This window comes from Mycobacterium farcinogenes, assembly GCF_019739075.1.
Classification (GTDB): domain Bacteria; phylum Actinomycetota; class Actinomycetes; order Mycobacteriales; family Mycobacteriaceae; genus Mycobacterium; species Mycobacterium senegalense.
Map to the genome: position 1 here is coordinate 1406362 of NZ_CP081673.1, position 25104 is coordinate 1431465.

The 25104-nt window shown below is 65.6% G+C and carries 30 protein-coding genes, 5 tRNA genes and 1 pseudogene; 18 read left to right on the plus strand and 18 right to left on the minus strand.

Annotated features, from left to right (window positions below; genetic code table 11):
* Positions 1 to 70 precede the first annotated feature (70 nt).
* The 3 genes from K6L26_RS06465 to K6L26_RS06475 all read left to right on the plus strand — a co-directional run bounded on the left by K6L26_RS06465 (position 71) and on the right by K6L26_RS06475 (position 1681).
* Complete coding sequence (locus K6L26_RS06465; protein ID WP_019348989.1) at positions 71 to 523, plus strand: hypothetical protein; 453 nt, start codon at positions 71 to 73, stop codon at positions 521 to 523.
* Positions 524 to 656: 133 nt separating this feature from the next.
* The gene (locus tag K6L26_RS06470; protein ID WP_036391938.1) at positions 657 to 1085 is read left to right on the plus strand and encodes a hypothetical protein; all 429 of its coding nucleotides are present in this window, start codon (positions 657 to 659) and stop codon (positions 1083 to 1085) included.
* 155 nt (positions 1086 to 1240) lie between these two features.
* Entirely contained in the window at positions 1241 to 1681 is a 441-nt protein-coding gene (locus K6L26_RS06475; RefSeq protein ID WP_019348991.1) for a hypothetical protein, read from the plus strand.
* A 9-nt stretch (positions 1682 to 1690) separates the two neighbouring features.
* On the opposite strand, the gene K6L26_RS06480 is transcribed toward K6L26_RS06475, so the two are convergent.
* Entirely contained in the window at positions 1691 to 2275 is a 585-nt protein-coding gene (locus tag K6L26_RS06480) for a TetR/AcrR family transcriptional regulator (protein WP_019348992.1), read from the minus strand.
* Positions 2276 to 2355: 80 nt separating this feature from the next.
* Between K6L26_RS06480 and K6L26_RS06485 the strand changes: the two genes are divergently transcribed.
* Positions 2356 to 3366: an oxygenase MpaB family protein gene (locus K6L26_RS06485; RefSeq protein ID WP_043371227.1), complete on the plus strand. Its 1011-nt coding sequence runs from the start codon at positions 2356 to 2358 to the stop codon at positions 3364 to 3366.
* 34 nt (positions 3367 to 3400) lie between these two features.
* Here the strand turns inward: K6L26_RS06485 and K6L26_RS06490 are convergent, their stop codons facing one another.
* A complete protein-coding gene (locus K6L26_RS06490) occupies positions 3401 to 3727 on the minus strand; it encodes a DUF732 domain-containing protein (protein ID WP_019348994.1) in 327 nt (108 codons plus the stop codon).
* 456 nt (positions 3728 to 4183) lie between these two features.
* Here K6L26_RS06490 and K6L26_RS06495 point away from each other — a divergent pair, with 456 nt between their 5' ends.
* Entirely contained in the window at positions 4184 to 4327 is a 144-nt protein-coding gene (locus tag K6L26_RS06495; protein ID WP_019347774.1) for a hypothetical protein, read from the plus strand.
* 107 nt (positions 4328 to 4434) lie between these two features.
* Here K6L26_RS06495 and K6L26_RS06500 read toward each other — a convergent pair.
* The 6 genes from K6L26_RS06500 to K6L26_RS06525 all read right to left on the minus strand — a co-directional run bounded on the left by K6L26_RS06500 (position 4435) and on the right by K6L26_RS06525 (position 7786).
* A tRNA-Ile gene (locus K6L26_RS06500) sits at positions 4435 to 4508 on the minus strand.
* A 90-nt stretch (positions 4509 to 4598) separates the two neighbouring features.
* Complete coding sequence (locus K6L26_RS06505; RefSeq protein WP_221852863.1) at positions 4599 to 4934, minus strand: DUF732 domain-containing protein; 336 nt, start codon at positions 4932 to 4934, stop codon at positions 4599 to 4601.
* A gap of 148 nt (positions 4935 to 5082) precedes the next feature.
* The gene (locus K6L26_RS06510) at positions 5083 to 5637 is read right to left on the minus strand and encodes a hypothetical protein (protein WP_019347776.1); all 555 of its coding nucleotides are present in this window, start codon (positions 5635 to 5637) and stop codon (positions 5083 to 5085) included.
* Positions 5638 to 5678: 41 nt separating this feature from the next.
* Complete coding sequence (locus K6L26_RS06515) at positions 5679 to 6920, minus strand: C40 family peptidase (protein WP_019347777.1); 1242 nt, start codon at positions 6918 to 6920, stop codon at positions 5679 to 5681.
* Positions 6917 to 7228: a hypothetical protein gene (locus K6L26_RS06520; RefSeq protein ID WP_019347778.1), complete on the minus strand. Its 312-nt coding sequence runs from the start codon at positions 7226 to 7228 to the stop codon at positions 6917 to 6919. The genes K6L26_RS06515 and K6L26_RS06520 overlap by 4 nt, the downstream gene beginning before the upstream one ends.
* Positions 7229 to 7710: 482 nt before the next feature.
* Positions 7711 to 7786: transfer RNA gene (locus tag K6L26_RS06525), tRNA-Lys, on the minus strand.
* 135 nt (positions 7787 to 7921) lie between these two features.
* On the opposite strand from K6L26_RS06525, the gene K6L26_RS06530 reads away from it, so the two are divergent.
* From K6L26_RS06530 to K6L26_RS06545, 4 genes are all read left to right on the plus strand, one after another.
* Positions 7922 to 7994: transfer RNA gene (locus K6L26_RS06530), tRNA-Glu, on the plus strand.
* 36 nt (positions 7995 to 8030) lie between these two features.
* Positions 8031 to 8107 (plus strand) — tRNA-Asp (locus K6L26_RS06535).
* A gap of 39 nt (positions 8108 to 8146) precedes the next feature.
* Positions 8147 to 8220, plus strand: a tRNA-Phe gene (locus K6L26_RS06540).
* Positions 8221 to 8395: 175 nt separating this feature from the next.
* Entirely contained in the window at positions 8396 to 9031 is a 636-nt protein-coding gene (locus tag K6L26_RS06545; RefSeq protein WP_064897126.1) for a nucleotidyltransferase domain-containing protein, read from the plus strand.
* Positions 9032 to 9153: 122 nt separating this feature from the next.
* Here K6L26_RS06545 and K6L26_RS06550 read toward each other — a convergent pair whose 3' ends face one another.
* On the minus strand, positions 9154 to 9513 hold the full coding sequence (locus K6L26_RS06550) for a DUF2200 domain-containing protein (RefSeq protein ID WP_064897106.1): 360 nt from the start codon (positions 9511 to 9513) through the stop codon (positions 9154 to 9156).
* A 52-nt stretch (positions 9514 to 9565) separates the two neighbouring features.
* Between K6L26_RS06550 and K6L26_RS06555 the strand changes: the two genes are divergently transcribed.
* On the plus strand, positions 9566 to 10057 hold the full coding sequence (locus K6L26_RS06555; RefSeq protein WP_047038938.1) for a hypothetical protein: 492 nt from the start codon (positions 9566 to 9568) through the stop codon (positions 10055 to 10057).
* A 26-nt stretch (positions 10058 to 10083) separates the two neighbouring features.
* On the opposite strand, the gene K6L26_RS06560 is transcribed toward K6L26_RS06555, so the two are convergent.
* Positions 10084 to 10362, minus strand: coding sequence for an SseB family protein (locus tag K6L26_RS06560; protein WP_054603973.1), 279 nt, complete (start codon positions 10360 to 10362; stop codon positions 10084 to 10086).
* A 576-nt stretch (positions 10363 to 10938) separates the two neighbouring features.
* On the opposite strand from K6L26_RS06560, the gene K6L26_RS06565 reads away from it, so the two are divergent.
* Complete coding sequence (locus K6L26_RS06565) at positions 10939 to 12489, plus strand: DUF4132 domain-containing protein (protein WP_064897108.1); 1551 nt, start codon at positions 10939 to 10941, stop codon at positions 12487 to 12489.
* Here K6L26_RS06565 and K6L26_RS06570 read toward each other — a convergent pair.
* The 4 genes from K6L26_RS06570 to K6L26_RS06585 are packed head-to-tail and all read right to left on the minus strand — an operon-like array spanning position 12486 to position 15297.
* On the minus strand, positions 12486 to 13307 hold the full coding sequence (locus tag K6L26_RS06570; protein WP_043369205.1) for a L,D-transpeptidase: 822 nt from the start codon (positions 13305 to 13307) through the stop codon (positions 12486 to 12488). The two genes, K6L26_RS06565 and K6L26_RS06570, sit on opposite strands and share 4 nt — an antisense overlap.
* Before the next feature lie 39 nt (positions 13308 to 13346).
* The gene (locus K6L26_RS06575) at positions 13347 to 13529 is read right to left on the minus strand and encodes an SCO6045 C-terminal-like domain-containing protein (protein ID WP_174551515.1); all 183 of its coding nucleotides are present in this window, start codon (positions 13527 to 13529) and stop codon (positions 13347 to 13349) included.
* Positions 13526 to 14392, minus strand: a complete 867-nt coding sequence (locus K6L26_RS06580; RefSeq protein ID WP_064897128.1) for an MbnB/TglH/ChrH family RiPP precursor modification enzyme — start codon at positions 14390 to 14392, stop codon at positions 13526 to 13528. The genes K6L26_RS06575 and K6L26_RS06580 overlap by 4 nt, the downstream gene beginning before the upstream one ends.
* Positions 14389 to 15297 carry a TIGR04222 domain-containing membrane protein gene (locus K6L26_RS06585; protein WP_043369215.1) on the minus strand — a complete coding sequence of 303 codons (909 nt, stop codon included), beginning with the start codon at positions 15295 to 15297 and terminating at the stop codon, positions 14389 to 14391. The genes K6L26_RS06580 and K6L26_RS06585 overlap by 4 nt, the downstream gene beginning before the upstream one ends.
* A 278-nt stretch (positions 15298 to 15575) precedes the next feature.
* Here K6L26_RS06585 and K6L26_RS06590 point away from each other — a divergent pair, with 278 nt between their 5' ends.
* Complete coding sequence (locus K6L26_RS06590) at positions 15576 to 16145, plus strand: YdcF family protein (protein ID WP_019346294.1); 570 nt, start codon at positions 15576 to 15578, stop codon at positions 16143 to 16145.
* 289 nt (positions 16146 to 16434) lie between these two features.
* Entirely contained in the window at positions 16435 to 17034 is a 600-nt protein-coding gene (locus K6L26_RS06595) for a TetR/AcrR family transcriptional regulator (protein WP_019346295.1), read from the plus strand.
* On the opposite strand, the gene K6L26_RS06600 is transcribed toward K6L26_RS06595, so the two are convergent.
* On the minus strand, positions 17031 to 17378 hold the full coding sequence (locus K6L26_RS06600; RefSeq protein ID WP_043369209.1) for a UBP-type zinc finger domain-containing protein: 348 nt from the start codon (positions 17376 to 17378) through the stop codon (positions 17031 to 17033). The two genes, K6L26_RS06595 and K6L26_RS06600, sit on opposite strands and share 4 nt — an antisense overlap.
* A gap of 33 nt (positions 17379 to 17411) precedes the next feature.
* On the opposite strand from K6L26_RS06600, the gene K6L26_RS06605 reads away from it, so the two are divergent.
* On the plus strand, positions 17412 to 17852 hold the full coding sequence (locus K6L26_RS06605) for an SRPBCC family protein (RefSeq protein ID WP_019346297.1): 441 nt from the start codon (positions 17412 to 17414) through the stop codon (positions 17850 to 17852).
* Between the two features lie 16 nt (positions 17853 to 17868).
* Here K6L26_RS06605 and K6L26_RS32010 read toward each other — a convergent pair.
* Together K6L26_RS32010 and K6L26_RS06615 are read right to left on the minus strand one after the other, a co-directional pair.
* Positions 17869 to 18347: pseudogene (locus K6L26_RS32010) on the minus strand (Hcp family type VI secretion system effector).
* A gap of 106 nt (positions 18348 to 18453) precedes the next feature.
* On the minus strand, positions 18454 to 20121 hold the full coding sequence (locus K6L26_RS06615) for an alpha-keto acid decarboxylase family protein (RefSeq protein WP_064896663.1): 1668 nt from the start codon (positions 20119 to 20121) through the stop codon (positions 18454 to 18456).
* Between the two features lie 17 nt (positions 20122 to 20138).
* Here K6L26_RS06615 and K6L26_RS06620 point away from each other — a divergent pair, with 17 nt between their 5' ends.
* From K6L26_RS06620 to K6L26_RS06635, 4 genes are all read left to right on the plus strand, one after another.
* On the plus strand, positions 20139 to 21221 hold the full coding sequence (locus K6L26_RS06620) for a CaiB/BaiF CoA transferase family protein (protein ID WP_064896665.1): 1083 nt from the start codon (positions 20139 to 20141) through the stop codon (positions 21219 to 21221).
* Between the two features lie 58 nt (positions 21222 to 21279).
* Entirely contained in the window at positions 21280 to 22185 is a 906-nt protein-coding gene (locus tag K6L26_RS06625) for a universal stress protein (RefSeq protein WP_043369211.1), read from the plus strand.
* On the plus strand, positions 22178 to 23053 hold the full coding sequence (locus K6L26_RS06630) for a universal stress protein (protein ID WP_019346302.1): 876 nt from the start codon (positions 22178 to 22180) through the stop codon (positions 23051 to 23053). Before K6L26_RS06625 ends, K6L26_RS06630 begins: the two co-directional genes overlap by 8 nt.
* A 64-nt stretch (positions 23054 to 23117) precedes the next feature.
* Positions 23118 to 23561: an SRPBCC family protein gene (locus K6L26_RS06635; protein WP_036392004.1), complete on the plus strand. Its 444-nt coding sequence runs from the start codon at positions 23118 to 23120 to the stop codon at positions 23559 to 23561.
* Between the two features lie 56 nt (positions 23562 to 23617).
* Here the strand turns inward: K6L26_RS06635 and K6L26_RS06640 are convergent, their stop codons facing one another.
* Positions 23618 to 24859 (minus strand): hypothetical protein, encoded by a 1242-nt coding sequence (locus tag K6L26_RS06640; RefSeq protein ID WP_064896667.1) that lies wholly within the window; start codon positions 24857 to 24859, stop codon positions 23618 to 23620.
* Positions 24860 to 25104 lie beyond the last annotated feature (245 nt).

Consider the following 25104-nt stretch of genomic DNA (forward strand, 5'->3'; position numbering starts at 1 on the left):
GAGCGGCCGCGCCGACTGTAGGATCCGCACGAACATCTGTCGGATACCCACGCTCGGAGGTTGGGCACACGTGAAAAAGCTTGTCGTTGGTGCCGGAGCCGCAATTGCCGCCGGTGCGGCCGTATCCCTGTTGTTCGGCGCCGGTGTTGCCGCCGCCGCGCCTGACGTGGTCGGCCAAACCTACTCGGACGCTTCGAGCGCGATCGAGGATAGCGGGGCCAGCGCCAAGGTGGCGGTCACGGTCGGCAGCAAGCTGTCCCAGGACGATTGCATCGTCACCAACGCGTGGGATGCCCCGTTCGTCCGGGACGGCAGCCATGCCGACGGTGAGGTGATGGTGTCGCTGAACTGCGACGGCGGCCATGCCACCGCCACCCACCCCGGCGCCTCGGTGGCCAGCCCGGCCGGCCGTGAGGCCAAGGCTGCCGATGATCTGGAGGCGGCGAAGCAGGAGTACGCCGAACAGCAGGCTCAACTCGCTGAGCAGGCTGAGCTCGCCGAGGTCAGCACACCCGACGAGTAGGCGCACGCGTTCGACGACGCGACGCATAGCGTTAACCCGCAATTCGCTTCTCCGCCACCGGCTTTCGTCCTTCTCTCGGTAACTTCCCGGTTGAATCTGTAGTCGGGATGGCCGTGAGGAGTCGTGCGAGGCGATGAAGAGACTTGTCGTTTCCGGAGCCGGGGTGGCGATCGCTGTGATGGCATCCGGCTTGTTCGGCGGTGCGGTGGCGGCTGCCGCCCCCGACGTGGTGGGTGAGACGTACGAAGACGCCGCCTCGGCGATAGAGGACGACGGCGGTACGGCCAAGGTGGCGGTCACCGTCGGCAGCAAGCTGGCCAAGGACGAGTGTGTGGTCACCCATGTCTGGGACGCCCCGTTCGTGCGCGACGCCGGCGATGAGTACACCCATGCCGAGGACGAGGTGATGCTCTCCCTCAACTGCGACGGTGGGTACGCCTCCTCGACTCACTCTGGTGCCTCGGTAGCCAGCCCGGCCGGACGTGAAGCCAAGAAGGCCGCTGATGAGGCGGCCGCTGCCGAGCAGGAAGAACTCGCCGAGGCCAGCACGCCCGACGAGTAGCAGTAGCCGTCCGTCAATCGTCCGGACAGCTAGAATTCAACTAGCTCCCGAAGCTCGTGACATGCGTCGCGAGCCGTGGGGCGACCCAAGGCACTATCGAAAGCGCTGCCGCCCCACTTCCGGGAGAGATCACCGGACGGGGAAGGTCGGGCCAGATGAAGATCGCGATCGGGTTCGGAAGTGTCATCGGGATGTCCGCGGCGGGTTTTGCGTTCGCGGTGATGGGCGCGGGGACGGCCCAAGCTGCCCCCGACGTCGTGGGGCAAAAGTACAGCGACGCGGTGACCGCCATCGAGGACGGCGGAGGTACGGCGCACGTCGCGGTCACCGTGGGGAGCCGGTTGCCGCGCGACGAGTGCATCGTCACCAATGCCTGGACCGTCCGTCAATTGGTGCCGCAGACGTCCGACACCTACTACGAATATCGCGAAGACGTGACAGAGGTGTCGCTCAACTGCGATGGCGACCATGCCACCGAGACGCATCCTGGTGCGTCCATCGCCAGCCCGGCGGGGCGTGAAGCCAAGGCCGCCGAAGACGAGGCCGCCGCGGCCGAACAAGAGCCGATCGCCGAGGCGAGCACCCCGGACGAGTAGGCCCGTCGCTCAGAAACTTCCGACCCGGCCCAGCAGCAGGTCGACGCAGTAGTCGATGAACTGTTCGCGGCTGGCCGGCAGCCGCTCGTCGAGATACGCGGTGAACAACGCGGTCAGCGCGCCGATCAGACTGGTGGCGATCATGGCTTGGCGTACCGGGTCAGCGATGCGAGTGAGTTTGCGCTGCAGCAGGCCGATGAAGTCCGGCATCCACTCGGCGCCCGAGCGGGTCAGCACCGGCTCGGATTCCGGGGCCAGTAGCAGCACCCGGCCTCGGGTGGGGTCGTCGACCATGAGCGCGACGAATTGTTCGACGGCCTCGCGGGGTGTGACAGCCGTCGTCAGGGCTGACATGGCCCGGGCGCAGACGTCGTCGTAGACCGCCCGGACGAACGTGTCGCGGTCGGCGAAGCTCTCGTAGAAGTACCGCTCGGTGAGTTCGGCGGCCCGGCACACCGCCCGAACCGTCAACGCCGGGCCGTCGGCTTTGCCCAGCAAGGTGACGCCCGCGGCGATCAGGTCGTCGCGCCGACGTGCCGCGCGTTCCTGAAGCGGAACGCCCGACCATCGGCCGCGTCGTTGACCGGATGGCACATCTACTCCTAAGCTCCGATGACAACATGTGTAGTCACATTTGAAAACAGGACACCGTCTTGCCGGCAGAAAGCGCACCTGTGACACAAGATACTTCTGAGACATGCCCCGTGACCAGCGGATCCGCCGCGGTGGCGGCGGGTTGCCCGGCCGCCCCGGGCGGATATGAGGCGCCGCCGATCCCGCTCGGACCGGATTCGCTGACCTGGAAGTACTTCGGCGACTGGCGAGGCATGCTGCAGGGGCCGTGGGCCGGGTCGATGCAGAACATGCATCCCCAGCTGGGGGCGGCGGTGATGGAGCACTCGATCTTCTTCCAGGAACGCTGGCCCCGCCTGCTGCGCTCGCTGTACCCCATCGGCGGCGTGGTGTTCGACGGCCACCGCGCGCCGCAAACCGGCGCCGAGGTGCGTGACTACCACGTCGACATCAAAGGGGTCGACGCCCAGGGCCGCCGTTACCACGCGTTGAATCCCGAGGTCTTCTACTGGGCACATTCGACGTTCTTCGTCGGCACGATCATCGTCGCGGACCGGCTCGCCGGCGGGATCTCCGAGGCCGACAAGCGGCAGCTGTTCGAAGAGCACAAGCAGTGGTACTCGATGTACGGCATGAGCATGCGGCCGGTGCCGGAAACCTGGGAAGACTTCCAGGTCTATTGGGAACACATGTGCCGCAACGTATTAGAGAACAACCAGGCCGCCCGCGACGTGCTGGATCTCAGTGAGCTGCCGAAGCCGCCGTTTGCCGCCAAGCTACCCGACTGGATGTGGGCGCTGCAGCGCAAGTACGTGGTGCACCCGTTGTTCGTATGGTTCACCGTCGGGCTGTACCACCCGGCGGTGCGCGAGCTGATGGGATACACCTGGTCGGACCGTGACGAGAAACGGCATCGCTTGCTGGGCAAGGTGATCGGCCACGTCTTCAAGCTCGTACCCAGGCGGCGACGCATGCATCCCCGAGCGCGCACCGCGTGGGACCGTGTCACGGGACGGCTGCCGGCCGACGCTCCGCTGGTGCACACGCCGGCCCGCAACCTGCCGCCGATCGGGCACCGCGACAACGGGATGCATTACTGCCCCAAGGTTTGACGCGGCGCGGCTCTCCTGAGCCCCCGGGTGTGCTTCAGCGTCCGACGAACGGGGCGTTCTGCGGGCAGTAGACCTTGACCGCCCCCTTGACCAGGTTCGCCGCTTGGTGCTTGTCGATGCCTGCCTGGTTCATCAACTGGCTGATCACACCCCGCACCGTGCGGGCAGGCTCGATCTTGCCTTTCGTGAGCGCATCGCAGACCCCGCGACCGACCTGGCCGGCCTCCTCGGCCGAGTTGGTCGGGATGTTCAGCTCTTTGACGATGCCGTAGAACTGGTCGTCCTGAGCGTCCGCGTGGGCAGGTGCGACCCCGAAAGCGGCGCTTGCAGCCAGCATGGCCGCGCCGACCGCGGTGGCCACGACTCGAGTGTGCGGGCGCCGGGACAACATCGGTGACTCCTTCGTTCCAACTGATCCCCGGCCACAACGATAAACGGGAGTGGCCCGTGGTGCTCGTGGGTTGAGCCACGCATCACCTGTGAACCACACCGTGACCCGCCGTGCGGCGGCGCTCTGGTGTCCCCAGTAGGGCTCGAACCTACGACCTGCGGATTGCTAGACCGGCAAAATACCATTTTACATCCGTCACTTCTCCCCGTGAGAGTGCGGCGTGACCGCAGCGAACCACGCTCCTGAGGCTTTCAAGCATCGATTCCGGCGCGTCAGCGACGGGGCAGAGTGCTCCGTCAAGCTGAGGCCGATCGATATGTTCACAGGCACTTCATAGGTGACTACGGCGAGTGTGGGAGCGCCGACCAATGCTGAGGTCAAGATGCGTTCGAGGTATGGATCGCCGAGCGGGTTAGCGCGGGTGTCATGCTTGCCGAGTTGGCGACCTCAGTGGCAGTCGACGATGGCACCATGGCGGTGACGTTGGAGCCTGTCTTGGACTTGATCTCGTTCGAGAATCAGGCCGAGATATTCGGCACACCAGTCGGTTTCAACGACGACGAGGGATAGTGGCTGCGCCAAACGGTCAAGCGGGTCGGCGTGGTAGACACCACGGCAGATCGCTGGGATCGATGTCGGCTGATGCACTGAACAAGAAGGCGGGCTTCTGAACGCGGTGGGGCAGGTGGGACTTGAACCCACGACCTACGCATTATGAGTACGTGGCTCTGACCAGCTGAGCTACCACCCCTCGGGAACCGGTGCGGTTCAGCCTATTCGGGATGATCTTCGCCAGAAGTGGCCATGTCTATCGGGATATCGCCAACGAGTCGTCCGGCGGCTATATCTGTCCAATCTCGTCCCTGTGCTCGGGGCAAAGTTCGAAGGACGCGGACTGGGCGAACAGTGTGGCGTAGTACTCGGCTGATTCGCTGGCATCGCTGTTGTACGCCTTGCGCACCGCAGCAATCGCTGCCTGATCGCCTCCGAGGTCGAACGCTTGGCAGGCCTCGCGTCCGACATCGACAGCATCTTGGGCGCAGCCTGGGCAGTCGAGGGCGTAGTGGTCGAGGGCCCGGATCCCGTCGAGGAAGCCAGCTTCGTCCGCGACTGCTGCGGGCGCAAAGGCCAACCCGAGCCCGGCGGCAACCACGGTCGCTGCGGCGAACGTGTTCATGAGGTCATCATCGCACTCCTCGGATCCCAACCAGGCCTCGTTGCGTCCAACCCGTGATGCGAACCACCGACCTGTGCGTGCTGGCGGCGCAACGGACGGCCTGCACCGCCGACGGCCGGCTCCTCGATCAGCGCCGGAACGGCCTTCCCTATTCTCGTCCACTGGTGCAACTGGGAACGACATGGTCGTCGGTAATGGCGCGTAGGTACCACGTGTTGTCGACGTTGACGAGTTCCACGGTGGCCTCAGATGCGGCCGGTGCCTGCTGCTTGTCCTTGACGTCTCGGTACCAGGAGTGTGTGTAGGTGTAGCAGACGTTCACCGCGGCGGTGTTGCTGGTAAATGAACTCACTTCACTGTGAGCTGCGGTGATGTCACTGCTGGAGTGTTGGACCTTAGCCGTGTTGTCGTAGTCAGTCTGGCCCAGGTTCTGCGCTGCGTCTCTCAGCGCGGAATATGCTCGGACACCGTCGATTCCCGCGTTATCCCCTTTGAGGTCGGGGTCCATGATGTCGTGGAATCGTTCTGATTCGGGACCGCCTTGGGATCGGTGTTTGTTGTAGTCGACGATGGCGGGCCAAATCGTGTTGGTGAATGCGGGGAGAAGATCTTCCGGCGGTGGTTGCGAGCTGGCTGTGGGCATTCCGGTCGTCGTTCCTGTCTGGCATGCGGCGATGGCGACTGTGGTCAGAGCGAGCAGCACGGCGCGTCTCATAGTGAAATCCTTCGGTCTGCGACCCAGCGTCATTGTGAGGGTGCTCGTAAAACGTCGGTGGTCTCGTCTTGGTAGCCGTCTAGAGCGTCGACCCGTATCGGCTGGCCCGATTCTGGGGCATTGATCATGTAGCCGTTACCGATATAGAGACCCGTGTGGTGGGTATCGGATCCACTGAAAGGGTCGCCCGCGTTCTGCCCGAAGATCAGGATGTCGCCGGGCTGCGCATGTTGATCGATGACTGATCCTGGTATGCCGCCCGCCACATGGTCGAGCCGGGGGTTCGTGTCGATGTTGTTGGTGCCCATGCCGACATCGAGGCCCGCACCCTGCTCGATCGAGTAACGCACCAGCCCGCCGCAGTCGTAACCGTAGCGATCCCAGTCGTGCCATTGGTTGGCCCCCTGGCCGGTGTCTCCTTGGCCCACTGATGGTCCGTCTTTCGACTTGTTGCCACCCCAGGCGTAACTGGAGTTTTGTTGGCTGGCCGCGTGGGCCAGGGCGTCGATTGATTTATCGCCAGTCGGGGTTCGCGGATCCGGCAGTGGATCGCCCGGGTGGAAATGGGCGAGCCGTTCACGCCACTGTCCAGCCGACAGCCCGGCCAACAGCGGTGACGGGTGGGCATTGTCGGCCAAATGCTGACTGATGTCGGGGGAGTGGTTATTCCGCGTTGCGATAGTGGGGAACGGTTCATGGCCTCCCTTCGTCGGCAGGGGCAGTTGGTCGGCCGGCGTGGTGGGGCCATCGGGCGCACTCTCAGATGCCGGTTCGTGCTGGTCGGATTCTTCGACCCCGCATGCGGCGTACATGGCGTCAGCGATCTCGGCCGACACCGCGGTGGCACGCGCCAGGATGTTATCCAGCTTCTCCTGAGACAGCTGTAGTTCCGCCATGTATTGCAGGGGTGCTTGCGCATTCCCTTCGCCCTGCACCACGCCCGGCGGCACGATCGTCATGTGGTTGGCAGCCACATGTTCTTTGAGATCGTCGTAGTCGTTTTTGACGTTACGAAACTCGGGATAAATCTTCTCCAACTTGTTGAATAATGCGTCGGCCTGCCGACCCTGCTCGTCGATGTCCACTCGCACTTTGCCGTGCAGTTCACTCCACGCCTCGGCCGCTTCACCACCCCAGCCGGACAGATCTGCTTTCGACCCGTCCAACGTGTCGCCCAAGCGTTTCAGCTTCTTGTTGGACTCCAGAGTGGCGCCCATCATCAACTCAAGCGAGCGCAGATTCCACTGCTCAAGCTCATCAGAGGTGGTCACAAGCCCAAATCCAGCACAGTGCTCTCTATGGCGTGGCCGCTGTCGCCATCGGTGCTGGCGTATTGGGCAGCGGCCTGTTGAGTGTTGGCACCCATGTCGGCGATCTTCGCGTGCAACGCTGCTCGCTGGCCTGACCATGAGGTGAGCATGGCCTGCAGTGCAGGAGCGGCTTCCACGGGCAATCCGCTGGCCGCTGACTCCATATCTGAGTGGATTCGAACGTGATCGCCCGTAGAGGTCAGCGTTGCCTCCACCATTTGCTCACCCGCGTTGTACAGGTTCTTCGGATCACCCCGAAATTCAGCCATCTTTGAACCCCCGACTACCGACTTCCCCTGCCGAACTTGTTGACAGCTCTCAGCTACTCATAACCGTAGCGGGCTGTGACAGTGCCAAAAGGCACTAGTTCTGCTTTGCCAGCGCACTCACAGTTCCAAAGTGGCTCAGTTCTGAATGTGTGGACCTTCGGTGAGGACGGCTCGAGAGCTGGGGCCCTGGCGTGCGCTGCCGAGTCACCTCCAGCTGGGTGAAAACTTATGGCGCGGCGGCAATCTCGATGTGTTACCGCACCGGTGCTGCACTCGAGCGCGGCGAAGGTGTCCGAGACAGCGCCCGGGGCCGGGATAGCGTTCGCTCCGAGGCGTAGCGGCGATAGCCGGTGGGGGTGCGGAGTCCGTCGGCTGGGCTTTTCCCAGCGGCGGAGGCTGTCTGGGAAGATTCCGAGCCGCGAAGCGGCGGACTGGAGCTCAGGGACGAGCTACCCGGGGGACCAGGAGGTCCCGCGGGTATCTGGTGCCCCCAGTAGGGCTCGAACCTACGACCTGCGGATTAAAAGTCCGTAGCTCTACCAACTGAGCTATAGGGGCGCGAGAAGACAGGGTACAAGATGACTCAAATTGGTGTCGCGACCACCTGGTTTGAAGATTTGGGCATCCGTACCCTAAGCTATCGAAGCTCCCAACGAACGAGGTTGACGAGTACCCCGGAGAGATTCGGATTAGGCCCCCATCGTCTAGTGGCCTAGGACGCCGCCCTTTCACGGCGGTAGCACGGGTTCGAATCCCGTTGGGGGTACGCAACACGGAAACGTGGAGCATGCTGGAAAAGTAAGGCCCTGTGGCGCAGTTGGTTAGCGCGCCGCCCTGTCACGGCGGAGGTCGCGGGTTCGAGTCCCGTCAGGGTCGCCATCACGGCGAGGCAGTTCGGTCTAAGGCCGACGGCCTTCCGGCCAGGTAGCTCAGTTGGTACGAGCGTCCGCCTGAAAAGCGGAAGGTCGCCGGTTCGATCCCGGCCCTGGCCACTGAGAGAACCCACTGGCGACGGTGGGTTTTTCTATTTGCAGAGCATGTTGCTCGGAAGCCCGAATCTGGTATGTGGAGACATCGGCTGTACGTGGCGTGGCAGGCGGATTGCCACTCGAGCTTCTCCAACTATAGTTGCATTACTCTAACTTTAGTTAGAGAAGGATGCGGGTCATGCAGCTGAACAAGCCGTTCGCAACGGTGACGCCGACGCTCGACGGCGACGTGCTTGCTGTCCTGGCGAGTGCAGACGTCACGTTCACGATCAGCCAGGTCCAGCGCGTCCTCACCAAGGCGTCGGGGGAAGGCATCCGCAAGGTACTCAACCGGCTCACCGCGCAGGGCGTGGTGCTGCACGACGAGGTGGGTAGAACCCACACTTACCGCCTCAATGCCGAGCACCTCGCGGCCGAGCCCATCAGGATGCTGTCGCGGCTGAACTCCACGTTCCTCAGCAGACTGGAAGAGCACTTCGACGAGAAGTGGGGCGAGGATCTCAAGTACGCCGCGGTGTTCGGCTCCGCGTCGACCGGGCACATGAAGCTCGACAGCGACATTGACCTGTTCTTGGTCCGCCGTGGCGATTCCGGGGACGACGATGCGTGGGACCAGCGGTTGACCGAACTTGCCCGGCTGGTCACCGCGTGGACCGGAAACGACGGCCGAATCGTCGAGTACACCGAGGATGAGTTCCGCGCCGCGGCCGCCGCAGGTGAGCCTCTGTTCCAGGAAGTGTCGAAGCAAGGCCAGACCGTCGCGGGGAGGCAGGCCTGGTTCAACGCGCAGCTGCGCGCGGCGAGAAAGTCCTGAAACAAGCGGTCGCTGCCCGCGGATAGTTCGCGGGTCGTCCGGATGAATCCCAAGCTCAACCCGACCCGTCCCGAACCCCGCCTGGGCAACCGACGAGAGCGACCCATTCGGGATTTGATCGCCTAGGCGCCGGGCTCTGCCGTGCGCAGCACCTTGTTCATCGGCTTGCCGCGTGCCAGCTCGTCGACGAGCTTGTCCAGGTAGCGGATCTTGCGCATCAGCGGATCCTCGACCTCCTGCACCTTTACCCCGCACACGACACCGGTGATCAGCGAGGCGTTCGGGTTCAGCGAGGCGTCGGCGAAGAACTCCTCGAATGTGGTCTCGTCCTCCAGGTGGTTCCGCAGCGTCGTCTCGTCGAACCCGGTCAGCCAGCAGATGGCCTCGTCGAGTTCGGCCTGGGTGCGACCCCTGCGCTGCACCTTCGCTAGGTAGTGCGGGTACACCGCCGCCACGGCGGTGCCGAAGATCCGGTGCTCCATGCGTCGAGGCTACGGCGTGGTGGCTTTTCGCCCGCCATGCCAGACTTCGTTCGTGACCGGCAGCGTGGATCAGATTCCCAAGGCCACCACCGAGTGGACCGCTCAGGCCGGCGACGCCCGCCGGGCAACACTTTCAATCCTGCGGCAACCCGCGATGTGGAAACGGATGCTGACATTCACCACAGTGGTCGCCGCGATCGCCGCAGGCGTGTGCATCGTCAACGGCAGCGGGTGGCTGGCCGGGTTCGTGATATTCGCGGGGGCGGCCGGGGTGTACGCAGCCTTCGCTGTCGCGGTCAGTCTGGTGTGCGCCTACATCCCCAACCGGCGCGTCCTGCGCACTGGTTCGCGGTGGGCCGCCGGCGGCGACGAAACCCGAATCCGTATCGACACTCCTGCGACCACTCTGGTCATCGACCGCGACAACATCATCTCGGTCCGCGCGGCCGGTGCGCTGATCGTCCTGCGGGTACGCCCCAAGCAGGTCCTCGGGATCCCGACGGCGCTATTCGCCGATCCGGCACTTGAGGGCCTCGTCGACTGACGCGACCGGCGTCGAGTACGGCGAACTCACGCGGTAGGCGGAATCTCAACCGGATCGTCACCGAAGGGATCGATGACGATCCCCGTACTTCTCATCAGTTCAATCGAGCGGTTGGTGTCCATCACGGTCTTCACGTCACCCTCGAGCACCATGTACGCGGCACGGTTCATCCGCTCGTAGAAGGCCTTCATCGAGTCCAAGCTCCGAAAAACCGGGACATACCGCACACCGTCCCGTTCAAGCAGGAACAGTTTCTGCCGGCCGTCCTTCGTGTCCCCGAAAGGCGTGGAATAGAACACCTTCAGCCGCCAGACATCAGCGTCGTCGGCGGGTGGAACGGGCGTCCCCGCCGATGGTGTGAAGCGACCAGGGGAGCGGACAGGCGCCGGCGGGCCGGCAAGAGCATGGGTGACCTGCTCGCTCACCACCCGCTCCAACTCGTCACGGCCAGGCGGCAATCCCGGCGCATGCCCGGGTTCGGCAAGCAGCACAACAGGATTGGTGAGCCCCGTAACCGTCACGGTTCCGACGGGTGTCAGTAGTGTGCCCGGCAGGATGGCAACCTCACGTTCCTCAGGGTGGCGTGAGAGCGGCCCGACGAACCGACCTGTGACAGTGACGATCGCCGCGACCCGGTCTGCGGTGAAGTTCTCTGTGGCGATCCGTGGATCAGCCGACGTGGGAAGAACCGCCGACACCGTGAAAGACTCCCGCGGCGGCGGGCCGCTCATGCCGCGGTAGGTGATTCCCGGCGTAGCGGGAAGCGTGGCAATCGCATCAGGCACTCGCACAGCTGTGTATACCACCGCAACCAGCTTGCGGGACCCCTCGGCCACTTTTGGCGCGGTTCTCCGTCGCCGCGTCGTCGTACGCTCTGCACCATGACCGACGGGTTCCTCGAGGAACTGGAAGCCCATGCCGAAGTTCGTCTCGGATTGCCTGCGGCCAACGCATTGGGAATGTTGCGGGATCGGTGGGTGTTCGTCGGCGAGGACCACGATGTCCTGCGCGCGCTGACCGAGCAGCTCGGCAAGGACCCTGAATACCGTGAATTCGCGCAGCGCATCCTCACCCTCGCGGACTCGCGACTGGCGGCTATCCACGAGGGAACCGAGCCGTTCGTAGCCGACAAGGCGTTCACCGCGGCCGACGCCCGGGTGATCGAGCGCGCTGCGCTCGTCGCGCTCAATCTGGACGCCGAATGGGCCGCGCCGATCCCTCGAATACTCGCCCGAGCCGCCATCGCACCCCAGGCGGCAGCCAAATCGGCGCCGTCGCAGGCGGTCGCTTTCGCATTGGCTCGGGCCATCATGGCCGCGCCGACACCCGAGAGTGTGGCGGGCCTCGCGGACACCACGCGCGAGGTACGGCACGCCGGGCTCAAGAAGAAGTTCACCAGGTACACGAAGGAGGCTCGCCGGGCGATCGGCGGGCGCCCGGACGTCGCCTTGCGCCTGCCCCTCGAAACCGCGCCCACAAAGGCCCAATTGACGACCTGGACCAAGGCGTTGGAGGCGGGGTGGATCGTCGGCGCATCGTGGCCGTATCAGACCTGGGTCGACGCTGCCTTCGCCGCGCCGGTCGCACCGATCAGCGCCGGCCTGGTCTGGCGGGTCGTCGACGGGTCGGCGTTCCTCGGCGCGCCGGGCGACTTCGCCGACGCAGAGGGCCGCCCGGTGACTGTCCCGACCACCGCCAGGATCCGGCTCTGGCACCCCGCCGCGGCGGCTCCCGCCGAACGGAATGCGTGGCGTCTTCGGGTCCGAAGCCTGCAACTGGTACAGCCTTTCGCGCAAGCGTTCCGCGAGCATTACTCCGGTGCTGACGCCGACCGATTGGTGGCGGCTCACGCGGTTCTGAACGTGCGACAGCTGTCCGGTCTGTATCGGGCAGAGGGGTGGACCAGCGAAGGCCACGAGACCATCACCCGACGGGTCGGGATGGTGGGTGCGGAGGTGTGGTTCGACAGCCCGGTGTACCCGGGCTCGGGCGTGGAGACGTGCAGTGCGGTAGGTCTGCGGGTGGGCGCCTTGGGGATGGCCGCCGACGGCTCGGTGACACTTGCTGCCGAGGGATGCGATGACGCGGCTGCCGTGTCGGAGATCATGCGTTCGGCCGATCTGATCCTCAGCGCCTCCACGGTCGCGCACGACGGCGGCGCCTCGACTCAGTCACCGGCGGGAGTGCTCGCCACGCGGCGGGTGGTTCTCGAGCACATCCTGGCCGAACTCAGGTCGGCCGAGCCGGTCCAGATCGATCAAAGGCACCTGGTGGTCAACGGATTCAGGATCAGCCTGGCCACGGGCCGTGTCACGAAGGACGGTGACCCGGTCGAGGTCACACCGAAGAAGCGCCACGGGGTGTGGCAACCGGCCGCGGACCGACTGCTGACGACGATCATCGGAACGGTCGTGGCGCTTCTCGAAACCTAGATCTGCCAGTCGTTGGAGCCGTCGTACCGGGGGTAGGCGCCGCCGCCGGAGTTCTGCACGATGATGGGATCGCCGGCCTTGACGTTGTCGAAGAACCACTGGGCGTTGGCCGGGCTGATGTTGATGCAACCATGGCTGACGTTGCGCTTGCCCTGATCGGACACCGACCACGGCGCGCTGTGGACGAAGTCGCCGCTGTCGTCGAACCGGACGGCCAGATCGACGGTCAGCTTGTATCCGTTCGGCGAGTTGACTGGGACACCGTAGGTGGACGAATCCATCACCACCGAGGGCATTTTCTCCTGGACGTAGAACGTGCCGTTCGGCGTCTGGTGGCCGCCCGAGGCCATGCCCATCGACATCGGGATGGTTTTCACCACGGCCCCGTTGCGGGTCACGGTCATTTGGTGGGTGGCGTCGTTGGCGGTGGCCACCAGTGCGTCTCCGATGGTGAAGTTGGACATCACCCCGCCGGCATCGACGGTGACCGTGGTGTGGGCGGGCCAGAAGCTCAGCGGACGCCAGCGCAGCTGCGTGGGCGTGATCCAGTAGAACTTGCCGGGCACTTCCGGGACGGACGAGATGTGGATGGCGTTCTCGGTGGCACCGGCATCGTCGACGGGCCCGGGGAAGTTGATGATGATCGGCTGGGCCACACCGACGGTCGCGCCATCGGCGGGGATGAGTCGCGGCGGCTCGAACGGGGCCGGATCCGCCTGCGCGGCACCGGTGCCCAGCACGGCCGCCGCGGCCACCATCGAAGCCACTCCGGCTGCTTTCAGCGCACCGAGAAACCTTGTCCTTGTCCAGTCACCCATCGCACCATCGTGTCATGCGGGCCGATCCTGCCGGGTAACTCACCGCCATGCGCGGTACCACCGGCGTCGACGGGTAACCGCCGCGGAGTGTGCGTCCCGTTTGTGGCGGCACACCTCTCCGGCGGCGGCCACGGCGGCCGGGTCGAATCCCGCTGGTACCGGTCCGCCCGCCACCAGCGCCCGCACCAACGCCTGCTGCCGTTGCGCCAACGTTGCCGTCATACCCATACCTCTCGTGCCCCGGTGGTGATCGGAGCGGCTCCCGCGGCCGCCGCAATCGCGTCCAACTCGTCGAAAAGCTCTGCGGCAGGAGGGAACCGACCGTCGCGCTCCAACATGAACGGGGTGTCTGCTCGCTCGCGCAGCGCGGTGACCAGGTCGAGCACCTCCGGTGGCGTCCGATTGGTGTGGGTGTCGTGATAGAAGTCCTCGCCTTCTCGCCCGCCCGCGACGTGACTGTAGGCCACTTGCTCGACCGGCAGACGCGCCAACTCCCGCAGCGGATCCCGCCCACGATTACGCGCATTGGCATACACATTGGCCACGTCGAGAACCAGGAGCACCCCGGTGCGTTCCACCAACTCGGTGAGGAACTCCGACTCGGTGAGATCCGACTCCGGCCACTCCACGAAGGAAGCGATGTTCTCCAGGGCCAGCGGCGCCGGCAGCTCCCGCCGGGTGCGCTCGATGTTGGCCGCCAGCACGTCGAGGGCCTCCCGGGTGCGCGGCACCGGCAGCAGGTGTCCGGCCTCGACCCCGCCGGCCCGGACGAAGGCGATGTGCTCGCTGACCACCGGAGCGCCAAGCGCTCGGGCACAGGCCGCCAGCCGGCGTACTCGCTTGGGCTGCACGGGTTCTGTGCCGCCCAGCGAGAGTGCGACGCCGTGCGGTATCACGGGGACGCCGCGGGCGACCAGACCGGCCAGCGCCGGGTCTGGCCGGGCCCGGCGGTGACGGAGCGGGATCGACTCGGCGATCACCTCGCAGAACCCGGGGCGCAGATCGTCGATCACGCCGGCGATCTCGCGTCGCCAGCCGATGCCCAGATCGCCGAGGGCGGGCACGGCACGGCTTGTGATGCTCATCCGCCGCAACCCCCGCATCCGCCACAGCCTCCGCAGCCGCTGCACCCGCCGCCACCGTCGCCGCCGCAGGAAGCCCCGCAGCCGCCGCCGTCGGCGCCGCCCGATGAGCTCCCGGCCAGCTGAACCGAGGTCGAGTAGTCGGCGTCGATGGCCCACAGCGCACCGGTGCCGAACAGGGCGACCGACATCGCCACCGCCGCGGGACCGTACGTGTCGAAGGCGGGTTTCTTCGCCGGCTCCAGATAAGCCATTTCATGCTGCCGGGAGGCGAGCAAGCGACGGCCGGCGCGGGTCAGGCGATTCGCCCCCAGCAGGTGCGGCAGCACCAGTGTCCCGTACAACACGGTGGCGGTCACTATCGCCATGAGTGTCACCGTGTAGACGGGGTGTTCGGTCAACTGGGTGGCCAGGTACACGCTGTAGCCGACGCCGAGCGCCATCACCATGATCGACGGTGCCGCGCCCCAGCGCATGCGGGCGCGTTCGGCGCTGGTCCGCACCAGGCCGCGCCGGCTCAGCTGCTCTTCCAGCGCTGCGAGGTCTTCGCTGGACTCGGTGTACAGGCCCGGCACGGTGTGCTGAGGGTCAGCGGTGACACGTTCGAGTACCCGCGCGGTGAACCGGTCGGTCTCCGGGCCGCTCGCGTCCCGGTCCACCCGTCCGTCCGCGGTGACTCGTCCACTGGCGCGCAGGCCGGCCAGTGAGGTCACCACCGGGGCGATGTCCGAACGCAGGAACGCCAGCTCGATCACGCTGATCGGTTCGGTAACCGCGCGTCGCCGCGGAGTGGTGGCGGCCCGCCAGGCCACCGCGAAGACGATCGTCGTCGCCAATGCGGCCAGATATCCGTAGCCCAGCGCGGTTATCGCCTCGACATACCGCTCAATCAGGTCCTCGATCGGCATCACATCACCTCCTGCTGTTCGGTTCTGCATCACCTTGCTCGCGTCAAAGCCCCTTACCGGTCACAACTTTCGGGCGAGACCCAGGGCGCGGCCCCGCTGGACCAGCCAGCGTGCACGCCGGGAAACAGAAGGTGGTGAGGGCTTGGTGGAGGTTGTCTGAGGAATTCGGCCGCAGCGGGGTGCAGTTCGACTGGCGCTGATGCCACATCCGCCAGATCGGTAACATCGATCCCACTGGCAACGACATTCACAGGTGTCGCAGCTGTTCGGGGGTGAGTATGCGCAACTGCCTGAGGCTTCTCGTGGCGGCGCTGGCGTGCGCGCTCACCCTGACTGTCAGCCCGGTGAGCGCGCACGCCGTCCCGCCGGTGGCCGGCAAGGACTTCACCAAGCCCGCCATCGTCATTCTCGGCTACGGCCTGAAGCCCGACGGCTCGATGCGGGCCATTCTGTACCACCGCACCCTCACCGGCCTCGCGATCGCGCAGGCGTTCCCGCAGGCACCGGTCATCGTCACCGGTGGAAACCCGCGGAACGGTCAGACCGAGGCCGCACAGATGCGCAATCTGCTTGTCATGCTCGGCCTTCCGCCCAGCCGCATCATCGTCGAGGACCGGGCCAACAGCACTGTGCAGAACGCGCAGTTCTCGGTGCCGTTGGCGAAGAAGGCGGGCGCCACCGGCATCATCGTGGTGACCTCCTCGACGCATCAGGGCCGCGCTGACCAGAATTTCGCCGATGCCGGCGGCAATGTGCTGGCCACAGTGAGCTTCCCTGACGGCAATCCGTCGGTGAACATTGCCCAGTTCGTGCGCGATGTGCTGAGCCCGTTGACGCCGATCGGCTGATCAACGGCGTTACGCTGCAGGTATGCACCGGATGGTCATCGGTCTGTGCGCATTGGCGGTAGTCCTCGCACCGTCGGTCAGTGCTGAGCCGGCGGCCTTCGACCCCACCGGCAATCGATCTGGCGGCCCGGCGCCTACGGTCAACGGGGTCCCGTGCGTGGGCGGCAACCTGGGGGCCTGCCTGAGTTTCAAGCAGAACCGGCCGCCGGCGGCCAATGCGGGCGCTCGATCGATCGTTGGTCACAGCCCCACCGTGAGGCGCTGAACAGCATTACCATGACTGCCCGAGATGAACAGTCCCACTACGTCGGTTGAGGCCGACAAGAGCACGTTCCGGTCGCGTCTGCTCGCCGCCATGATCGAATCGATCATCGAGGACGGCTATCAGAACACCACCGTCGCCGACATCGTGCGCCGGGCCAAGACTTCGCGCCGCACCTTCTACGAGCACTTCGCCAGCCGTGAAGAGTGCTTCGTGGCACTGCTCACCAGCATCAACGCCAAGCATGTGCGGTCTATCGCGGTCGCCGTCGACCAGGACGTGCCCTGGCAGACCCAGGTCCGGCAGGCCGTCGAAGCGTGGATCGCCTCGTATGAGGCCCACCCGGCGCTGATGTTGGCCTGGATACGCGATCTGCCCACGTTGGGTACCGCGGCACGTGCACTGCAGCGTGAGTCGATGGAGAAATTCATCGTGATGGTGCAGGCCATGACGAATACCGAAGCGTTCCGCTCGGCCGGAATCTCGGTCTCCCGGCGCCGCATCATCATGATCATCGGTGGACTGCGCGAGCTCACCGCGATGACCGTGGAAAGCGGTGGTCAGGTGGGGGAGATCACGGAGGACGCGGTGCAGGCGTGCACCGCCATGCTGATGCCGGTCAGCTAGCGGTTGCGCAGCTGTTCGGCCCAGTCCCTGGGTACCCGGCCCTTCGGTCCGGGCACCGGCTGATCGATCGGATGATGCTGCGGCGACGCGAGCTCGGGCCCGGTGGCGTAGTCGTTGGTCTCGAAGTTCCAGAACCAGCTCTCACCCGGCTCGAACGAGCGGATGACCGGATGTCCGGTTTCGCGCCAATGCGCCGACGCGTGACGGGCCAACGAATCATCACAGCAACCGATGTGCCCGCAAGCCGCACAGCGCCGCAGATGCACCCACCAGCCACCTGCCGCGGTGCACTCCGCACATCCGGTTCCGCTGGGCCGAGCAGTGGGATCGACGGCATTGCTCATATCCGTGAGCGTAGCCCCGAGTAACCTCACCGCATGGCGACCAGTGATTCCCGTGAAGTAGTCATCGAGGCAACCCCACAGGAGATCCTCGACGTGGTGGCGGATGTGGAGGCGACGCCGAGCTGGTCGCCGCAGTACCAGCGCGCCGAGATCCTCGAGAGCTACGACGACGGCCGGCCCAAGCAGGTCAAGATGACGGTCAAGGCCGCGGGGCTGACCGATGAGCAGGTGATCGAATACACCTGGAGTGAGAACAAGGTCAGTTGGACGCTGGTGAGCGCCGGCCAGCTCAAGGCCCAGGACGCCAGCTACACCCTGACTCCCGACGGGGACAAGACCAAGGTCCGGTTCGACATCACGATCGACCTGTCGGTGCCACTGCCGGGATTCATCCTGAAGCGGACCATGAAGGGCGGCGTCGAAACCGCCACCGAAGGGCTGCGCAAGCAGGTGCTCAAGGTCAAGAAAGGCTGAACACTCGGGATCCGCGTCAGCCGGCCTGGTTGGTTCGCACGTCGAAGGTGAAACGCCGGCCCTCGTCGAAGGATCCATCAGGGCGTCTGGCCCGGTAGAGCAGATCAACCTTGGTGAACCGCAGGCTGACCGTTTCGGTGTACGGCTCGGCCTCTGTGCCGTCCTGTGTGACGGCGGTGATCGTCACATCGGAGAGCTTGACCGTCAGGTAGTCCTGTTGGTTCTTGCCCGCCTTGCGGTGACTGATCGTCGCCTCCGGCAGGTGTCGACCGGTGGCGCAGGCAGCAGCAGCGCGGGGGTGGCGCTGTCGATGGTGTGGACGATCAGCAGATCTTGAAACGTCGGCTTGCCGGCTCCGCCGCCGGCGCCCGAGCCCGTGGAGCCGGTGTGGGCGACGCCCCACGAGAACGACACCACGTCGATCTCGTCCGGATGCCTGGCGTCGGTCGATTCACCTTTGATGTCACCGATTTTCGCGAAAATTTCTGTGGGCATCGGAGGTCTCCCTGTGAGGTCAGCGGTTCCAACTGCTATTCCACCCAGGTGAGCGGGACCGCGGATAGCGTAGTCACCTACTCGAATTCACCGGTTGATCGGACCGTCAGCTCGAATTGGCATCCGAGGCCGACTGAGCCAACTCGGTCAGCAGCGGCGGGATGTCCATGCGGCCGAGCATCACTTCGATGAACACCATGCGATCGGGCGTGGCCGCCGCGCGGGTCAGCGCGTCGTCGAGTTCGCCGTAGGTGCTGACCCGAAAGGAGAGCGCATCGGGAACACCCAGTGCGGCGGGCAGTTCTGTCCAGCGCCAGCCGGTGATGTCGTTGTATTCGGCTGTGACACCGTGGATCGCGCGTTCAACGGTGTAGCCGTCGTTGTTGACCACCACCACGACCGGCGAAAGGCCCTCGCGCCCGAAGGTGCCCAGCTCCTGGATGGTCAGCTGGGCGGCGCCGTCCCCGATCAGCAGCACTGTGCGGCGGTCTCGGTCGGCAAGCCCGGCACCGAGCGCAGCGGGCAGTGTGTACCCGATCGAACCCCACAGCGGTTGACCGATGAACGTCACCCCCGACGCCAGCCGGTGTCCGGCCATCCCGTAGAACGACGTGCCCTGGTCGGCAAGGACCACGTTCCCCGGGGTCAATGCCTCAGAAAGCCTGTCCCACAGAGCTTCCTGGGTCAGCGCCACATCAGGGGCGGGCGGGTCGGCCGAGATCCGGGCGGGCAACGGCGGCAGCGCCGGAGAGGTGATGCCACGTTCGGTGAGGATCGCGGTGACGGCGTCGAGCGCAGCCGCCATGTCCAGCGGGGCGTAGACCTGTCCGGCCACGGTGCTCTGGTTTGCCCCGATGTCGATGGTGCGGGCCGGGTCGATGCGTTGGCTGAAGAATCCGCTGACCATGTCGGTGAACAGCACGCCCGCAGTCACCAGCACCGGGGCTTCCTCGATCGCCTCGCGTACCGAATCCTCGCTGGCCGCACCGGCGTAGATACCCAGGTAGTTGGGTGAGCTCTCGTCGACCAGGCTCTTGCCCCACATCAGGGTGGCGTGGCCGACGGTGTCAGCCGCCAACAGTGCGTTGAGTTCGTCGACGCATTCCAGCCGGTGCACCAGGAAATCGGCGAGCACCGTCAACCGGTGATCGGCGATCATCTCGGCGGCCGCCGCGGTGAACATCGACAGCGCTCGCGGACTCGTGCCGCCGGTGTAGCGGGGCAGCGGTGCGGTCGGCGGTTCAGTGGGGAAGCGGGCCACATCCGTGGCGATCAACAGGTAGCCGGGCCGCTTCTGCTCACGCACCTCCGAGAGCACCCGGTCGATGTCGCGGGTCGCCGTCGCGGGCGCGAGATTGGCCTGGGCACAGGTGATCTCGCGGCTGATCCGCAGGAAGTGCTCGAAGTCACCGTCGCCGAGCGTGTGGTGCACGATGCGCCGGGCGGCCTGCGAATCCTTGGACGGGGCGCCGACGATGTGGACCACCGGAACATGCTCGGCGTAGCTCCCGGCGATCGCATTGGCCGCCGACAGTTCACCTACCCCGAAAGTGGTGACCAGGGCCGCCATGCCGCGCAGCCGCCCGTAGCCGTCGGCCGCATAGCCGGCGTTGAGTTCATTGGCACCGCCCACCCAGCGGAGCGTCGGGTGAGCCAGGATGTGGTCGAGGAATTCCAGTTGATAGTCGCCGGGCACACCGAAGACCTCGGTCACCCCGAGTTCGGCGAGGCGGTCCAGCAGATAGTCACCGACGGTGTAGAGGTTTTCGGCCATCCCTTAGTGTGCCTCGCATGACCAACACCGGACCGCTCGCCGGAGTGCGAGTTATCGAACTCGGCGGCATCGGCCCCGGGCCACACGCCGCGATGATGCTGTCGGACCTGGGCGCCGACGTGGTGCGCGTGCGTCGGCCGGGTGGCCTGACCATGCCCGCTGAGAACGTCGACCTGTTGCACCGGGGTAAGCGCATCGTCGACCTCGATGTGAAGAGCGAACCGGGCAAGCTGCTGGAGCTGGTCGCCAAAGCCGATGTGCTGTTGGACTGTTTCCGGCCCGGTACCTGTGAGCGTCTCGGCATCGGCCCGGCCGAATGTGAGGCCGTCAACCCGCGGCTGGTCTTCGCCCGCATCACCGGCTGGGGCCAGGACGGGCCGTTGGCCACTACCGCCGGCCACGACATCAACTATCTGTCGCAGACAGGTGCCCTCTCGGCGATCGGTTACCGGGACCGCCCACCGGTGGCCCCGCTCAACCTCGTCGCCGATTTCGGCGGTGGGTCGATGCTCGTCGTGATCGGCATCGTCACCGCACTGTACGAGCGCGAGAAATCCGGTAAGGGCCAGGTGATCGACGCCGCGATGGTCGACGGGGTCAGCATGCTGTCGCAGATGATGTGGACCATGCGGGCCACCGGATCGCTGCGCGACGAACGCGAGTCGTTCCTGCTCGACGGCGGTGCTCCCTATTACCGGACGTATGAGACCTCCGACGGCGGCTATATGGCGGTCGGGTCGATCGAGCCGCAGTTCTTCGCCCAGTTGGTCGCCGGTCTCGGCCTGGATGCTGCCGAGATCCCCGGCCAGTTCGAGCTGGCCCGGTATGACGAGATGCGGGCCATCTTCACCGAGCGGTTCGCCACCAAGACCCGCGACGAGTGGACTGCGATCTTCGCCGGCACCGACGCCTGCGTGACACCGGTGCTCACCTGGGGTGAGGCCGCCGAGAGTGAGCATCTGCTGGACCGGTCGACACTGGTCACCGTCGACGGGGTCGCGCAGGCGGCTCCGGCCCCGCGGTTCTCCCGAACCCCGTCGGGCGAGCCCGGGCGGCCCCCGCAGACGAGCACCGATATCGCCGACATCGGTTGGACCTGACACGACCCGAGGCCTTTGGTCCCTGGCCATCGCGACGCGCAGCCGCCACCATGAAGGTGTGACTCCTTCGAACGCACCCGTAGTGGTCGGAATCGACGGCAGCGACGGCGCACTGGACGCGGCCCGGTGGGCCGGCGCGGTCGCGCAGCGGTTCGGCGCACCGCTGCGCATCGTGCACGCGTTGCCGTCGATCGGCCGCAATCTGACCCAGACCGCCGCCGCGTTCACCGCGGCGATGATGTCCTATCAGCGCGACATGGCCGAGGCGTTCCTCAAGGCCGCCGACGAGGCCGTGCGTGCCGAGAGGCCCGAGCTCTCGGTGTCCACGGTCTCGTTCAACGAACCGGCCGACCAGGTGTTGATCGACGCCAGTGCCGATGCGCGCCTGGTGGTCCTCGGCGGGAAGAAGGTGACTCCGGCCGCGGCGCTACTGCTCGGCTCGACAGCGCTGTCGGTGGCCACCAGGGCGGCGTGCCCGGTGGTCGCCTTCCGCGGAGACAACGTGGCGCCGGGTGAGGGCAGTGTCGTCGTCGGGGTGGACGACAGCCCGGCCGCGCAGGCCGCCCTGGAACTCGGGTTCGAATTCGCCGACCGGTTCGGGCTCGGCGTCGACGCCGTGCGCTCGTTGTCCTTGGCAGCACCGGCCGAAACCGGCGTCACCATCCCGCTGCTGATCGACTGGGATGGCGTCGAATCCGCCGAATTGGCCGACCTCACCGAGACCGTCGACGTCCACAACAAACGACACCCGGATGTCGACGCCAAATGTTTCATCGAGCCCGACTCACCCGGGAAAGCGCTACTGAAACATGTCACCGACGCGGGACTCGTGGTGGTCGGGTCCCGGGGTCGCAACGCGCTGGCCGGGGTACTGCTGGGTTCGACCAGCCTGAACCTGCTGCACCACAGCCCGGTGCCGGTGATGATCTGCCGGGCTGCGCGAGAAGGAGATTCACATGAGTGAACATGACGTCCGGCACGGCATCGTGGTCGGCGTTGACGGGTCGCCCTCGTCGGATGCCGCGGTGGCCTGGGCGGCTCACGCCGCCGTGTTGCGGGGTGTCGGGCTCACGCTGGTATACGCGTTGCCGGGCGCCGCATCACCGGTCTGGTTGGATGTCGCACTGCCCCAGGACTATTGGGACTATCAGGATCAGCGTGGTCGGGAAATTCTCGATGCCGCGCGCGGGGTGGCGGTCAAGGCCATCGCCGGCCAGCAGGAACCGCGGATCATTGCCAAAGCGGTACCCGGGCACGCGGTGGCCACCCTGATCGACTACTCGCGGAATGCCGATCTGGTGGTGGTCGGTTCGCGCGGTCTGAGCAAGTGGAGTCGTCGGCTGCTCGGATCGGTGAGCTCGAGCCTGGCGGCTCATGCGCACGGGGCGGTGGCGGTGATCCCCGAAACCGAACCGCCGAACGGGCCGGTGGTGGTCGGCGTGGACGGATCGCCTGCCTCGGCATTCGCCGCCGAGATCGCCTTCGACGAGGCATCGCGCCGTGGTGTGGAGCTCGTGGTGGTTCACACCTGGACCGACCTGAACTTCGAATTCCCGGACGTGAAGTGGGAAGACCTGAGCGCCGAAGCCGAGCGCGCACTTTCCGAGCAGTTGGCCGGTTGGTGCGAGCGGTATCCCGACGTGGTGGTGCGGCGCGTGGTCATGCCCGACAAGCCGGCCCGGCAGCTGCTGGCCCAGGCCGAAACCGCACAGCTTGTGGTGGTCGGCAATCGTGGACGTGGTGGGTTCGCTGGATTGCTACTGGGTTCGGTCAGTTCCGCTGTGGTGCAATCGTCCCCGGTACCCGTGATCGTTGCGCGGCAACCCAACTGATCCGTGCCGCGCGGCAATCCAGCGAATCGCAACATCGGGCGCCGGACTTCGCTAGATTTGGTCCGTGGCCGTGCAGGCATCACGTGAGGCGGTTTTCGACGCCTCACCGGAGGCGATCATGGAGGTGCTCGCCGATGTCGACGCGCTCCCGTCGTGGTCGGCGTTGCACCGGCGCGTCAAGATCATCGACCGCTATCCCGACGGCAAGCCCCATCACGTCAAGGCGACGATGCGTCTGCTCGGGATCACGGACAAGGAAATTCTCGAATTTCACTGGGGCGATTACTGGATGGTTTGGGACGCCCAGCCCAACCTGCAGCAGCGCGGGCAGCATATCGAATACAACCTGACACCCGAGGTGGACAGGACGCGGGTGCGGTTCGACGTCATCGTCGACCTCGCGATGCCGATCCCGGAGTTCCTCATCAACCGCGCCAAGACAGTCGTCCTCGACGTCGCCATCGAGCGGTTGCGCCAGCGCGTGATGAGTAAAACGCGGCACCGGTGATATCAGCAAGTCGGCCCCGCCGGTGGAGGATGGCGGGGCCGACGGCTTGGGGTTGGTTACTCGCTGTTGTTGCTGGGTCCGGGGCTGGAGCTACTGCCGCCGGCGTTGCTCTCGGCCTTCTTGCTGGGCTTGGCGGGCTTGGACATGCCCTTCTTCAGGCCGTCGCGGATCTTGGAGACCGTCGAATTCACCTTATTGCCAATTGATTCGGCAGTCTTCCTGACGTCGCCGCGAAGCTTCTCGGCGGGCTTGGTGGACGGCACCTTGGCCGCGATGCGGGCGCTGCCGGTGTTGGTTGCGTCGGCGGTGGCGTCGGTGACGACCTTCTCGGTCGGAGCCTCAGTCACTTCGGCCTTCACCACGGTGTCGGTGGTCAGGCTGACGGTGACAGTGTTGACTGTGGCCGACGGCAGGGCTGATGGGCTTTCGGGGGCCACCGAATCGGGCTTGGCGCGCAACGCCACCGCCGCCGCGGGTGCCGGGGCGCCGAGTGCCTGTGCGATCGCCTGGCGCACCTGCACCATCACGCCGGCGATCGGGCCGGGCATACCTTCGAATAGCGGCTTGTCGGGGGTCAGGAGCCCCGGTGTGTTGCCGTTGCCGTTGATCAGGCCGTCGAGGACCAAGGCGGGGGTCGCGATCAGGGCCTTGACCGCGGTCTCGACATCGCCTGCTTTGGCCCCATCGGCGAACGACTGCACGCCGATCCCGAGGTTTCCGGCGGTGCTCGACATGATCTGCAGCGTGCCGAGTACGGTACCCATCAACGTCATCGGGTTGGCGATGGTCTGCGCGACGTTGTAGAGGTTGGCGGTGATACCGACGGTGACCGACGACATCTGCATCAGCGGCATCGCGGCATTGATCGCCAGCATGAACACCGGCATCACCGCGCCCATGATGGCCGCGTCGTACTGGCCGTTCTCCAGAGCGGTCTTCACCATGTCCTCAAACAGCGGCAGATCCTTTACCCACTGCACCACGCCGCTGCCCATGCCTTGGACGATGGTGCCGACCGTCTGGGCGTGGCCGGCTCCGTTGTGCAGCAGCTGATTCAGGATGGGGGCCGGGTCGGCCAGGATCTGCTCGCCGAGTGTTGTGGCGCTAACCCCGGTGTTGGTGAACACCTTGATCCAGGCTTCCAGCGGGTCGACCGCAGTGGTTAGCTGAACGGCCGCTGACTGGATTGCCGGTGTGGGGATGTTCGTGGGGACTGCCGATATCGGAGTGAGCGCGATGGCTCCGGCGCCCACGAGGGCGATTCCCGACATGAGAGATGCGCGACGTGTGACCGTCATCTAGTTCCCTTCGATGGGTGATCTTGGACACCGGGAGAGTACCTGGGAAATGCCTGAAAAACACAAAATGGAACGTGTTCGTACCGGAGTCGGTCCGCACCGATATTGGCGTCTGTGTCTGCCAATTTATTGCTGCTCAACGGCGCCATCTGCGGCTTGCGGTGAGAAGTTACGGGCATTTGTAGACATCGGCGTACCAAAGCGTTACCTCGTTGCATTGGGAAGCTTCGTAGCTAGGTGGCAGA